This window comes from Pedobacter xixiisoli, assembly GCF_900215335.1.
Classification (GTDB): domain Bacteria; phylum Bacteroidota; class Bacteroidia; order Sphingobacteriales; family Sphingobacteriaceae; genus Pedobacter; species Pedobacter xixiisoli.
The window spans coordinates 1,076,315-1,090,901 of the sequence record NZ_OCMT01000001.1; the positions used below are offsets into that span (position 1 = coordinate 1,076,315).

The 14,587-nt window shown below is 38.3% G+C and carries 6 protein-coding genes; all 6 read left to right on the forward strand.

The features are described from left to right. Positions 1-226 precede the first annotated feature (226 nt). Genes CRO54_RS04195 through CRO54_RS04220 form a run of 6 tightly spaced genes read left to right on the forward strand, consistent with a single transcriptional unit; the run spans position 227 to position 14,576 of the window. Positions 227-2,734, forward strand: a complete 2,508-nt coding sequence (locus tag CRO54_RS04195) for a beta-glucosidase (protein WP_097129028.1) — start codon at positions 227-229, stop codon at positions 2,732-2,734. 59 nt (positions 2,735-2,793) lie between these two features. Continuing rightward, entirely contained in the window at positions 2,794-5,937 is a 3,144-nt protein-coding gene (locus CRO54_RS04200; protein WP_097129030.1) for a SusC/RagA family TonB-linked outer membrane protein, read from the forward strand. Positions 5,938-5,962: 25 nt separating this feature from the next. Next, the gene (locus tag CRO54_RS04205; RefSeq protein ID WP_097129032.1) at positions 5,963-7,570 is read left to right on the forward strand and encodes a RagB/SusD family nutrient uptake outer membrane protein; all 1,608 of its coding nucleotides are present in this window, start codon (positions 5,963-5,965) and stop codon (positions 7,568-7,570) included. Between the two features lie 26 nt (positions 7,571-7,596). Next, positions 7,597-8,475 carry a DUF5017 domain-containing protein gene (locus tag CRO54_RS04210; RefSeq protein ID WP_171047818.1) on the forward strand — a complete coding sequence of 293 codons (879 nt, stop codon included), beginning with the start codon at positions 7,597-7,599 and terminating at the stop codon, positions 8,473-8,475. Between the two features lie 15 nt (positions 8,476-8,490). Then, positions 8,491-11,115 (forward strand): glycerophosphoryl diester phosphodiesterase, encoded by a 2,625-nt coding sequence (locus tag CRO54_RS04215; protein ID WP_240775016.1) that lies wholly within the window; start codon positions 8,491-8,493, stop codon positions 11,113-11,115. 2 nt (positions 11,116-11,117) lie between these two features. Then, positions 11,118-14,576, forward strand: coding sequence for a hypothetical protein (locus CRO54_RS04220; protein ID WP_138765745.1), 3,459 nt, complete (start codon positions 11,118-11,120; stop codon positions 14,574-14,576). Positions 14,577-14,587 lie beyond the last annotated feature (11 nt).

The window sequence follows — 14,587 nt, forward strand, 5'->3', positions numbered from 1 at the left end:
TGGTTTTGGTTGTTGAGATCTAACGATAGGAATAAAAAAATAAAATGTTTGATAATTGATAATATTTTATAAATTTGCTCAGCCAATTAAACCAAACCAAACCAAACCAGTTTTCTAATTGGATAAACCAAATATAATGATCAATTTATCCTGCTTCCTGCTTTAATAGTTAGCGTTGTTTGAGATTGAAGGATCTTTTGAAAAGAAAATATAAATTACTTTATCCATGATAAAATCAATTTCTTTTAAGTCGGGAGTGCTATTACTTGCTGCCATTTCTTATGCAAGTTCCACGTATGCGCAGATATATGCAAACAAGAAGGCTCCTGTAGAAGATAGGGTAAAATCCTTATTGTCTAAAATGACGTTGGAAGAAAAGCTAGACTATATTGGTGGGTACAAAGGTTTTTATCTTAGACCAATTGAGAGGTTAGGTTTGCCAGAGATTAAACTCACTGATGGTCCTGTAGGTACACATAAAGACGGAAAATCTGTAGCTTATCCAGCAAGTATTTTATCGGCAGCTACCTGGGATACCAACTTAATAAAGAGGTTGGGTAAAGAGCTAGGAAGAGATTCTAGGGCTCGAGGTGTACATATATTATTAGCTCCTGGAGTTAATATCGTTAGGGCACCTATGGGTGGTAGAAATTTCGAGTACTTTAGCGAAGATCCATTTTTGAATTCGAGGGTTGGGGTGGCTTACATTCAGGGTTTGCAAGAAGAAAGGGTAGTAGCTACCGTAAAACATTACGCTGCTAATAATCAAGAGTGGGATCGTAATAATGTAAGTTCTGACATTGATGAACGTACTTTGCACGAAATTTATTTGCCCGCATTTAAGGCAGCAGTACAGGAAGGCAAAACGGGTTCGGTAATGAATAGTTACAACCCTGTTAACGGCGTTTATACTACCCAAAATAATTATCTTAACAACGAAATTCTTAAAGGAAAATGGGGTTTTGATGGTTTTATCATGTCAGATTGGTCATCAACTTATAACGGTATAGAAGCAGCAAAAGGAGGTTTAGATCTAGAAATGTCTCGAGCGGTTCATATGAATAAAAAAGATATGGGCCTGGCTATAAAAAATGGAACATTAAAAGAGGAAGTGATTGACGATAAAGTTCGCAGGATTTTGCGTGTCATTTTCCGTTTCGGTTTTTACGATAACGAGCAGCTAGATACTACTATACCAAAAGATAATCCAGATGGTGCCAAAGTATCACTCGACCTTGCTAGAGGCGGGGTAGTTTTATTAAAGAATGAAGGTAATATATTGCCCTTATCTAAGAACATTAAAAAAATAGCGGTTATTGGTCCAAATTCAGATGTTTACATGGCGGGCGGAGGTAGTTCTTATACCTTTCCTTTTCATTCTGTAACTACTTTGGCTGGGATAAAGAAGCACTCTGAAAATGCAGAAATTATCCATTCTGTAGGTTTACCTGTACTTTCAGATTTAGTTGCCAAGTCAGTTTTTTATACTGAAGAAGGCTCTGCCGTTTGTGGACTAAAAGCAGAATATTTTAACAACATAAAGTTGCAAGGCACTCCTTTTAAAACAGGAATTGACACCATAGTTAGTATTAATAACGGTTGGCATGTAGCTTCTGATCGTAGGGGATTTCCTTTCGACCATTGTTCTGTACGTTGGACCGGTATTGTAAAACCACAACAATCTGGTAAGTATAAATTTACGGTAAGAGGGTTTGATGGTTTTAGATTGTACATAGATGATAAAGAGGTAATCAATCTTTGGAGAGAACAAGGAATTACTACAAAAAGTGTAGCTCTCGACTTAGCAGCGGGTAAAGAACATAAAGTTAGGTTAGAATATTACGCCAATTCGCATCCTGTAGATATCAGCTTTGCTTGGCATTTAGATAAGTTAGATTTTTCTGAAGCTGTTAAAGCAGCATCTAGTGCTGATGTTGCCATTGTATGTGTGGGCTTTAATGAAAGTAGTGAACGTGAGGGGAATGATCGTTCTTTTGAGTTGTTAGATTATCAGGACAGCCTGATTAACGTAATTACCAAAATTAATCCTAAAACTATTGTGGTTTTAAATGCTGGTGGTAATGTGGCTATGGAAAAATGGCTGCCTAAAACCGCAGGATTATTGCATGCTTGGTATCCAGGACAGGAAGGTGGAGATGCTATTGGAGAAGTACTTTTTGGCGTAACTAATCCTAGTGGTAAGCTTCCGGTAAGTTTTGAAAAAAAATGGGAAGATAATCCTGCTTTCAATAATTATTACGATCCAACAAACAGTAAACGAGTTAAATATAACGAAGGTGTTTTTGTAGGCTATCGTTATTACGATACTAAAAATGTAAAACCAATGTTTCCCTTTGGTTTTGGCTTATCTTACACCACATTTAAATACAGCGATCTTAAAGTGAGTGTAATCCAAAAAGGTAAATCGCCGCAGGCTACGGTAACTTTTAATGTCAGTAATACTGGAAATTACGACGGCGCCGAAGTAGCACAACTATACATTAGAGATGTGGTAAGCCCAGTGCCTAGACCATTAAAAGAACTTAAAGGCTTCTCTAAAGTTTTTTTGAAAAAGGGTGAAACAAAGACCATCACGATAGAATTGGATGAATCGGCTTTTGCCTATTATAAAACCAATCTTAAGAAATTTGGATATGATCCGGGTGCATTTGAAATCCTTGTTGGTTCATCTTCAGCGAATATTAATTTAAAGAAAGCAATAGTTTTAAAATAGACTGCCTTAGTAAATAGGCAAAGTTTTTAACCAAATATGTTTTACTAACCAAATATGTAATGAAATTTTATGTTGTTTTAATCTGTGCTGTCTTGGGTTTTAAGAACGCAAACGCACTAAAGCACCTCAAAGCTAATGTTGCACCCGCACCAGTTTATGTTACGGGTACTGTAACCGACGATCAAGGTGAAATATTACCGGGAGTGAACGTTAGATTGAAAGGAACGAACAGTACAACGCAAACCAATAGCGACGGGACTTTTAAGTTTTCCATTCCTGAGCTAAAAGGTACGTTAGTATTCTCTTATACTGGCTTCGCAACTAAAGAAGTTGCCATTACAGCTGCTACTGTTTATCGGGTAAAGCTTGTCAAAGACTTAAAAGTTTTAGAGGAGATTGTAGTGATTGGCTACGGTACTTCTACCAAAAGAGATTTAACAGGTGCTGTAAGTCAGGTTAGCATGGAAGATTTACAAAAAGCACCAGTGGCCTCGCTAGAAGATGCGTTAGCTGGTAGGGTTGCAGGTGTTCAGGTTACTGCATCTGATGGTCAACCTGGGGCACCCATGCAAATTTCCATCAGAGGAAATAACTCTATTACACAGAGCAATTCGCCTTTATACGTCATTGACGGATTTCCAATCGAAGACCCAACCAATAATATCATTAATCCTGCTGAGGTAGAATCTATTGATATCTTAAAAGATGCTTCGGCAACAGCAATATATGGTGCAAGAGGAGCTAACGGCGTGATCATCATCACTACTAAAAAAGGAAAAATCGGGGATCCTACCATTTCCTATCAGAATTATTTTGGATTTCAGCAAAACCTTAAGCAACAGGAGTTGCTGAGCCCTTATGAGTTTGTTAAATATCAGCTAGAATTTAATTCGACAGTTTACACGCCTATATATTTAAAAGATGGAAGGGATTTGGAGTATTACAGAGGTGTGCAAGGTATCAACTGGCAAGATAAAATATTTAGAACAGCTCCTATGCAAAACCATTTTTTGTCTATTAATGGAGGTACAGATAAAACTAGGTATTCTATTTCTGGTTCTGTTTTAAATCAAGATGGAATTATTGTCAATAGTGGTTTTAACAGATATCAAGGTCGAGTGATATTAGACCAAACCATTAACCCTAAACTTAAAGTAGGTATCAATCTTAACTATTCGAGCACAAAAACGTATGGTACCATTGCTACAGAGCAGAACGGCAGTGCAACAGCTAGCTTAATGTATAGCGTTTGGGGGTATAGACCTATTACTGGCGATGGCTTAACCGATGAACAATTGGTAGATCAACCCTTCGATCCAGATGTAAATCCTACTGCCGAATATCGTATCAATCCGGCCATATCTACTAGAAATGAATACAACCCCTCTTTTGTAAATGCAATACTTGCTAATGGGTATGCGGAATATAAATTCATGAAATATTTCACTTTTAGGGCATCGGGTGGGGTGACTAAAAGAGACACTAGAAAAGAAATATTTAACAATTCAAATACGAGGTCGGGCAACCCGCTTTCGAGTAGTAACGGTATAAATGGTTCTGTTATTAATTATGATGTCAATAATTATTTGAATGAAAATACTTTGAATTTTAAACGAAATATCAATAAAGTACACAACATTAATGCACTTGCTGGTTTTACGCTTCAACAGATATCTAGTTTCAGCTCTGGCTTTGCAGCTACGCAAGTACCTAATGAATCGTTGGGTATTAGCGGGATAGAAGAGGGAATTCCCAGCCGTGTTTATTCTACCAGTTCTAAATCGGCATTAATGTCGTTTTTAACAAGGTTGAATTATAGTTACAAGTCTAGGTACTTGTTTACGGCTTCATTTAGAGCAGATGGTTCTTCGAAGTTTGCTACTGGAAACAAATGGGCGTATTTCCCTTCGGGCTCTTTTGCATGGGTAATGAGCGACGAATCTTTTATGAAAAAGATTAAACCTGTTTCGAGTGCTAAAATTAGAGCCAGCTACGGTTTAACTGGAAATAATAGAGTGACTGATTTTGCGTATTTGTCATCTTATCAAATTATTTCTAACTCAGGTTATAACTTTAACAATGGGCCTTTAAATGGATCTATTCCAAATCTTTTAGGAAACAAAAATTTAAAATGGGAAACTACCGCTCAGGCCGACATTGGTGTAGATGTAAGTTTGTTTAAAAACAGGATTTCTGTAACGGCCGACTATTACGATAAAAGAACCTACGATTTGCTGATCAATTCTTCATTAGCTCCTTCTCAGGGTTTTCTAAATGGTGTAAGGAATATTGGCAAAGTAGGTAACAAGGGCTTTGAATTTACCTTGAATACTATTAATGTGAAAAATAAGAATTTCTCTTGGAACAGCAGTTTTAATATCTCATTCAACCGCAATAAGGTTTTGGAATTAACTGAAGAAGATCCATCTATATTATCTAGGATCAACTGGGGGAATTTCAATAATGCCTATCCGTATATTGCCATTCCAGGACGTCCGATAGGACAGTTTTATGGTTATGTTTGGGATGGTGTTTATCAGTATAGTGATTTTAACCAGTTGGCCAACGGAAGTTATGTGTTAAAAGATAATGTGCCTAATAATGGCCAGTCTAGAGCAACCGTGCAGCCTGGTTTTATAAAATATAAGGATATTAACGGCGATGGGCAGGTAAACGGTTACGATCAAACAATTATTGGAGATCCTAATCCGATTCACACTGGTGGTTTTTCTAATAATTTCAATTACAAAGGATTTGACCTTAATATTTTCTTGCAGTGGTCTTATGGTGGTGAACTACTTAATGCCAATCGCATAGAATTTGAAGGTGGTGAAAATAGAAATTCTCTAAATATGTTTGCTTCTTATGCCAATCGTTGGACACCAGAAAACCAAACTAACGAACTTTATAAAGTATACGGACAAGGACCACTGGTTTATTCTTCTAGAACGATTGAGGATGGTTCGTATTTGAGATTAAAAACTGTTTCATTAGGTTATTCTCTTAACCCATCTCTACTTAAAAAGATAAAAATTAAAAACTTTAGGGTTTATGCTTCTGGTCAGAATTTACTTACATGGACCAACTATTCGGGGCTAGATCCAGAGGTTTCAACGTATGCTTCGGCGCTTACTCCAGGTTTCGATTGGTCGGCCTATCCGAAAGCAAGAACAATCATTTTTGGAATTAACCTTACACTATAAATCATAATCACTTAAAAAATTGAACATGAAAAGGATTATTTATTTGATGTGCATCTTACTGATCTTGCCATTCACTTCCTGCAAGAAATTTTTGGAAACAGAACCTTCTGATTTTAAAACGCCAGAAAATCATTTTAATACCGAAAGCGAACTAAATACTGCCTTGGTTGGAGTGTATAATAAGCTAGCTGATGAAAGAACTTACCGCAGAGGTTTGTTTACCTACTTGGCTATTAGCGATGAGTTTTTTTATCGTAATGTTTCTACGGCTTCTATCTATGTGTTAGATTTTGATGCGGCACACGTTGATATTGGCAGATTTTGGGAAGCGCTTTATCAAGGTATAGATCGTGCTAATACATTGCTAGAGAATATAAATAAGCCCGTAATGGATGAGCAGAAACGAAACAATATACGTGGTGAAGCATTATTTTTAAGAGCGTACTACTATTTTTTATTGGCTGATAATTTTGGAGGAGTTCCGTTGAAATTGACTTCTACCAAAATTCCAACAGAAACGCCATTGCCTAGAGCACAACTTAAAGATGTGTATACACAGATTTTAAAAGATATGACGGAAGCCTATCCTTTAGTGCTCGATATTAAAAAAGATCCGCTAGATAAAACAGATACGGGTATCGAATATAGTGAGAGAATAACGAAATCTGCAGTTGCAGGCATACTCGCAAAAGTTTGTTTAACTATGGCAGGTCAGCCACTAAATGATCAATCTAAATATAGCGAAGCTTTGAAATGGTCTGAATTGGTAATCAACTCTGGTAGACACGTATTAAATTCGGATTATAAGCAAATTTTTATCAATGCCGCAAAAGATCAACAAGATACAAAAGAATGTATTTGGGAGATTGGTTTTTATGGCAACAATACAGGTAATTTTATGCAAGGTGGTACTTTGGGAATTAGTAATGGCATTACCAGTACAGATTTGGTTGATCCAGGCTATTCAACAGGAAGCATTAATACCACGGCACGTTTATACAATTTGTACGATGCTACAGATGTGCGACGCGATTGGTGCATAGCTCCATTTAGATACACTACCACTAATAACGTAACCACTCAAACTGCTTGGACAAGTGCCCAGATTTACGATCGTAACATAGGTAAGTGGCGAAGAACTTACGAAAGTGTAACGCCAAAAGTAAAAGATTTTAATTCGGTTAATTTCCCTGTGTTACGCTATTCGGATGTGTTATTAATGTATGCAGAAGCTGCCAATGCTATCAATAATGGTCCTAACGCTTTGGCAGAAACCTACCTGAATCAAGTAAGAAGAAGAGGGCATAATAAACCAGTAACAGTATCAGATCCTACGATAGATGTATCAGTTGGCCTATCTTCAGTTAGATTTTTGGAAGAAATTCAAAATGAAAGAGCTAGAGAGTTTGCTTTTGAGGGGATGAGACAGCATGACTTAAAACGCTGGGGCATTTATGTAACCAAAATGAACACTTTAGCTACGGAGATTACCGCAGGTGCGCCAACTAACTGGAGATATGCAGCTTCAGCAGGTAAGAATACTTCGGCCAGAAATCTTCTATTCCCAATTCCAAACTCAGAAGTGGTACTTAACCCTGGTATTGGCATTAATGATCAAAATCCTGGTTGGTAAAATTGATGAATACAAATATTAGAAAAATGAAACATTTGATTTTTACTATAAGCGCTTTGCTGTTTTTGCTATCGGGATGTGCTAAAGATAAGGTAGAACAACCTAGATTCGAAGTGCGCACTGCTGCCTTAACTTTTAAAGTTGGCGAAGAAATAACATTTAACTTTTCAGGAAACCCAGATAACATTACCTTTTATTCTGGGGAAGATGGAAAAAAATACGAACACCGTAACCGTACTTCGTTGCCTGGTAAATTACAACTTCAGTTTACGTCTTTGTTAGATAGAGGTTTGAGACAAAACCTTTCGTTAATGGTTACGTCAGACATTACTGGCGCCATTAATGCAACTACTGTTAGCGCCGCAAAATGGACTGACGTTTCTAGCCGTGCTGTGTTTTCTACAGGTGCAGATAATACACCATCGGGTGCAATTGATTTATCCGATTTTTCTGATCTTGGAAAACCCATCTCCGTTGCATTTAAATACACGGATGTGAAAACCACTGCACAACAAAACCGTTGGGTAATCCGTACTTTTAACGCCAATTCTGTTCGTGGTACTTCAGTTACTCCATTAGCTGTAATGGCTGATGCAGGTTGGGTGGGCATCAACTATAAAAATCCAGCGGCAGTATGGACCATTACAAGTGCTCAACTGCTAATGTACGGCGGAGCAGCTAACTCAGATGATAATGAAGATTGGGTAGTTTCTAAACAGCTAGATCCTAATTTCATCAAATCGGATGTAGGGTTTGTAGTTAAAAATATCAGTACACAAACATCAGATTTTACTTATAAATTTAATAGCGCAGGCATATATAAAGTTACTTTCTTAGCGTCAAATAGATTAGGCGAATCTGCCAAAGAAACAGTTAAAGAAATCACACTTAATATTGTTCAATAAGATCCACTTCTCGTTATGACTTTCAAGAAAAAATATGCTTTTTATATAGGTCTGTTTAGCTTTCTTTCCATTATAACTATCGGTAATATTGCTTGGCAAAGCGATAACGATATGGTGTTGAAAGGATCGAAACTAGATCTCCGTTGGAAAAAAGATGACAAAGGATGGCGCATTGTAAATATTGCAGTTAAAGGTCAACAGAATTGGGTACCGTTACCCAATCCGGATGGAAAATATACATTGCTCTATACGGCAGTTAAACCAGATACGGTAGAAGCTCCGTTGTTTGATAAGGATGGCAAAAAGTCTAATTTTCCAGAACCTATTTACAAGTACATCACTTCTCACTGGAGTCAGGTAACGCAATCGGTGCAGCTAAATACTGCCGGAGAAGCGCTTCATTTCTATCCAGATCGGGTAGCAAAAAATAAGGACCAGTCTTTGAGTTTTGCTAAAGAAACGGGAACCGCAAACATCAATGCCTCATGGCAAATCGATCCAAAATTTCCTACAGATATTACAGTTAAAATAACACTAAAAGCCAATAAAGACGGGTACTATTCTATCGCAAGTCCAACTGTGGCTACGGTTTCAAATGACCAACTGTCTTGGGGTTTAATGCCAGGATATTTTCAGGGCGCAACCGTAGAAAAAGACTTGGTGAAAGCTTATGCCTACGGACAAGGAATACCAGATAGACCAATTGTACTGAGAGAACGTACCGCTAGTACACTTTCGCCATTAATCAGTTCTAAAAATGGGGTGACCATGGCTGTTATTCCAGAACCGGGCACAGGCAGAAACCCTTGGAGCAAAGATAAAAACACACACAATGAATGGCGGCTTGGTCTTTCGTTGATGAATAGAGAGGCCAAGCTTTCGCCAACGGCTTATCATCCCGTATTGGGCCAAAAAGGATCATTCCTTAAAAAAGGAGAGACAACAAACTTTACTTTTAGATACTCGCTTCAAGCTGCAGACTGGTATACTGTATTTAAACATGCCGTTTATGATATTTATCGCTTTAAAGACTTTTTAGACTTGAAGCAAACTTCTCAATCGCTAACAGATCGCATTTTGGCCATGCATAAATACGTGGTTGATGATAATACCTCGATGTGGCGTACTGAACAGTATAAAAACCTAACGATTGGTGCACAGGCTTATCTTGGCGGGGTATTGGGTTCGGATAAAGATGCAATGAAAAACTCAGATTACGGCGCCATGTGGATGCTTTCTAATATCATGAAAGACTCTGTTTTACAAAAGCAACGTTTACCCTTTGCCCGTAATTTTAAACTGCTTCAACAAGAAGAAAAAACAGGTTTTTTTGAAGGATCTGCTTCAGGGCAGTATTATTTATCCAAAAGCAAAAAGTTTACCGAAGAGTGGGGACCATACGTAGAACCTATTGGCTTAACTTACTACACCATGATGGATATCGGCAATATCTTATTGTTTGAACCTAACGATGCCGAATTAAAAGATAAATTAAGAAAAGGCGCAGAGCGATTGCTGGCTTGGCAAGGCCAGCAAGGCGAATGGGCGGTAGCTTACGATCATGCATCAGAAAAACAACTCTTTACAGAACTTCAGGATTTACGCCCAACTTTTTACGGATTGTTGATTGCCTATCGAGTTTTGGGTGATCAGAAATATTTAACAGCTGCCTGTAAAGGTGCTGATTGGTATATTAAACAAGCGGTTGATAGCGGCCATTTCTTAGGCGTTTGTGGTGATACTAGATTTGTTCAAGATTTTGCTACAGGACAGAGCATTCAGGCATTGTTAGATTTGTATGAGCTCACCAAAAAAGACCTTTATCTAAAATCGGCAATTAAAGCTGCGAAATTTTATACTACTTCTATTTATACGCATCCAATTCCTACAAAAGAAGTGAAAACGGTAAAAGGCATCAGTCGCCAAGATTGGGAAATAAGCCAAGTTGGTTTAAGCTTTGAACATGGTGGAAGTATTGGCTCTGCAAATTCTCTTGGACCGATTTTACTGGCCAGTCACGCTGGTTTATTTGTGCGTATTCATGAGCTTACGAAAGACCCTATTTATTTAGATATGGCTAGAGCTGCTGCATGGGGCCGCGATGCTTTTGTAGACAAAAAAACAAGTGTAGCTTCTTATTACTGGACCGCTATGAATGCTGGGCCAGGTTCTTTTCCTCATCATGCTTGGTGGCAAATTGGATGGATTACCGATTACCTTTTGTCGGAAGCAAAGTTTCGTTCTAATGGTGAAGTTTCCTTTCCAAGAGGATTTATTACCCCAAAAGTAGGGCCGCACCAAAGTTATGGCTTTGCAAAAGGGAAAATATATAGCACGCCTGTTTCATTAATGCTTAGTGATGGTTTGCTTAAAGCAGACAGTCCTTACTTGGATTATATCGAAGCCATCAATACAGATCAGAAGAAATGCTTTTTGGTTTTGCTCAATAACAGCAACAAGCCGTTAACTACAAAAATCCATATCAATCCCGAGAAAATTCAGGGGGCTTCGGTAAACAAAATTAAAAGTGCTGTATTTCTTAATGCTGATTCGAAAAAGCAAAAATTAGCCGCTGCCGATCAAACTTGGAATATCGAAATTGAAGCTTATGGTTTAAAAGTGATTGCCTTAAATTATTGATGATGAAACAAATGGTTAATGTTGATAGAAAGTGCTTTAAAATAAGTTTTACCATATTGTTGGCTTGCTTTTTCGCTGTAAATACTTATGGGCAAGCACCGACAAACTATCTGATAGAAGCCGAAGATTTTCAATTCCTGGGCGGATGGGCTTTTGGTAAAGAAGCAGGAACAAATGTTTCTGGAAAAGGAGCGCTCATTGGATCTGCTGCTGCTGAGCCTGCGGCTGATGCATTCACGGTGATTAAAGTAGCCAGCAAAGGCAATTATTTTGCGTGGACCAAATCAAGAGATTACGCTGAAAATAAACCAGGAACAAGAAAATATCTTTTGATCTGCAACGATGAACCATTGACTACAGAATCTGGTGCTCATTTAAAAGAAGGTTATCGTTGGGAGAAAGTAGGCAAAGTGACGTTAAATGCAGGCGAAAATCTGCTAAGGTTAAAAAACACGAAGTTAAGTTTTGCCCGCTGCGATGCTATTTTTTTTACCACCGATGAATCTTTTGATCCCAATCAAAAAGAACAATCGCTCAGTAGCTATTATTTAAAACCTGTTCAGGTTGCCCAAAGCCAGGCCCAAGTAAATATCGCTACACCAATTCGCTTCACTAAAAAAGAAAAAGTACTTGGCACCTTAACCAACGGCAAGCTAAAACTGACCCTACAAGAAGTCTTTGACGCTAAGACAAACAAAAAACAGATCGTTATACTCTCTCAAGTTTTTCAGGATAACAAATGGGTGAGCCTTAGCCAAAATGTAGAAGAAAATAGGATTTTCCTGTTAAGGGCTAAGAAACCTAAAATTGAATTTGGACCCTATTATGCCTCGTGGAAAAATGCATCGAGCATCACCACCTTTTCTGCAAATGGAAAATCTTATCAGGTAATGGATCCAAATGGTGCTAAAAATCCATTTTTCTCAGGCGATTTGCTTTTATGCAAACCAACATCCTTTACACAGGTTTCGTCCGAAGAAATTAAAATCACCTATTTAGCCGAAGATGGAAATGAGATAAAAGGCACTTGGAAACTAAAACCCGAGTCGGCCAATTACGAATTGAGTTTGGAGTATACAGCTAAAGAAGAAGGTTTTTACAGCTTTGTGGTTTCGGCGTTTCAAGGTGTTTCGGCCAATAGCGTAAAAAATGTGCAGTTACCTCCCATGTTCAATTATACTCGTATTCCTCAGGAACCGCTGTTGGTGCCTAGCGCCATGACTCCCCAACCTTTGGCAATTGTAGAAGTAGCTAGCACAGGCAAACCTTTAAGTTTATTTGTGTCGGGCGTAGCCGATGAGTTTCCCTTAGATTGGGCAAAAGACGTGAGCTCACGCATGGGCTTTTCAATAAAAAATGAGTTAAACGAAGTACAGCCTGTGGCTTTTGCGCCAGTGTTGGGCTTAAGCGATTCGAAATTGCTGAAAGGCGCAACTTTAAAAAGAAAATTTAATATTGGTGCTGTTTCCGGTAATTGGAACGAAGCTTTGGTCTATATCTCTACCCATATTTATCAGGTAAAGGATTATCGTTTACAAGATTCTACCTCCTTAACCAATGCCGCCTTTAACATCATCGATCTGATCAAAAATGAGGATGCTTCGGGATGGAACCCAAAGCTGAAAGGTTTTTATGACATAGAAGCCGATCCTAAAATTGCGCCAACCGTAGCACAATCATCGCCTTTGGCCATTATTTCAGCTTCGGTAATTGGTAAAGATGAAGATTTATACTTAACCAGAGCGCTACCAACTATAGAGTACACGTTGTCGCGTAGTGCATTCAGATGGGCAACTGGTGTAGGCGCACCATATAATGCTACAAAGCAGTCGCTCGAATTAAATCCTTACAAAAACGTACAATTTAACACGGCTTATTTCGAATCACTTAATCAATTGCTAGGACACAAAAACCCTTGGTTGTTACAAGTTGCCATGCCAGATCAGTTACCCCGCAAACTTTCGGGCTACTCGGTCAACCTACCCGCATGGACACAAGAATTAGCCGCCTATCGCCTTACAAAAGATAAAAAATGGCTTAATGAAGCTGTTTCACATGCCAAAGACTTTGTACAAAATGAAGTGTATGGTGCCAAAAGCAATTTGCTTACTGCTCAACCGTTTTATAACACCTCGTTTTATCCGTACTGGTGGGATTTGATGGACCTTTATGAAGTAACTAAAGATGCTTCGTTTGCACAGGCAGCAGAGTACGCATCTTTTTTTACCATTGCGGGAATACGTTCCTATCCAACGGTTGAAGAAAAACCGCAATTGATCCACGAGGGAAACCAATATGAAGGCAATACCAATTTATGGTGGAAAAATGGCGATAAATTTCGTTTAGGATTTCCTCGCCGTACTGGCGATGTGAAAGAAAAAGAAGTCCCGCAGTCATTAATTTCTCCTGTGGGGCTTGGCTTGGAGCAACCTAGTACCTTCTTTTTGCCGAATAAAAATGTTCGCCATATTTTTATGTCAACCTGGGCGCCGCATTTATTAAGAATGGCAGAATATAATAAGCGTGATATTTTTGAAATATATGCTAGAAACTCAATTATCGGACGTTTTTCTGGCTATCCAGGTTATTACGCCACAGGTTTTACTGATCTTACTTATCGGGCCGAATATCCCTACAAAGGCCCAGATATCAATTCAATTTACTACCATCATATTGCTCCGCATTTGGCTTTTACCTTAGATTTTTTAGTGACCGAAGCGGTACAAAGATCACGGGGGCGAATCAGTTTTCCTTGGGGCAAGCAAGAAGGTTTTGTTTGGTTTAACAACCGAATTTATGGTGGTGGAAAAGGAACCATTTACGACGATAGCAATGCCAGTATTTGGCTAAAAAAAGGCTTGGTGAGCATTGATATTCCCGAAATCAATTACCTTACTGCGAAGTCTAAAGATCGTTTTTGGGTCATCTTATTAAACGAATCTAGCAAACAGCAGCAGTTTAATCTCACGCTCAATGCCAACGAAATAGGGATTGAAAATACAGAGATTAAGCTTTATCAGTCACAAAATCCTGAACAGGCAGGTATAATGTCTGTTGACAATAAAATAAAAGCAACTATTGCTGGAAAAGGTTTAGCAGCCTATTCTTTCCAGCTTAAAACGAATACGGCAGAAAAGGAGCTTTTACCGGTAAAGGAGGGGATGAAAGAAATCAATCTTGGCGCTCCTTGGGGTACTTTGTATGCTTTCAGAATTCGTTCACCATTTGGTTGGGATTCTATTTATACCTATTTGAGTACTTCGCCATTAACGGGTGCAGAGGCAGAATTAATCATTAATGATGACGCATCTACTGCGGTTAAATGTTTGGCTTATCCTTACGAATGGTCCTTTAATAAAATCGATCCACATCAGCCTGTGAGCGTCAGTGTGAACTTGAAAAGCAAAGATAAGAATGAAGTACGTCAGGTTCATTTGATTTTAGAAGGTGTAAAACAATGAAATCACAGATG

Bases quoted from the DNA above. Each gene is read 5' to 3' on its own strand.
- CRO54_RS04205 (WP_097129032.1), top strand. From the start codon at position 5,963: ATGAAAAGGATTATTTATTTGATGTGCATCTTACTGATCTTGCCATTC.
- CRO54_RS04220 (WP_138765745.1), top strand. From the start codon at position 11,118: ATGAAACAAATGGTTAATGTTGATAGAAAGTGCTTTAAAATAAGTTTT.
- CRO54_RS04215 (WP_240775016.1), top strand. From the start codon at position 8,491: ATGACTTTCAAGAAAAAATATGCTTTTTATATAGGTCTGTTTAGCTTT.
- CRO54_RS04210 (WP_171047818.1), top strand. From the start codon at position 7,597: ATGAAACATTTGATTTTTACTATAAGCGCTTTGCTGTTTTTGCTATCG.
- CRO54_RS04200 (WP_097129030.1), top strand. From the start codon at position 2,794: ATGAAATTTTATGTTGTTTTAATCTGTGCTGTCTTGGGTTTTAAGAAC.
- CRO54_RS04195 (WP_097129028.1), top strand. From the start codon at position 227: ATGATAAAATCAATTTCTTTTAAGTCGGGAGTGCTATTACTTGCTGCC.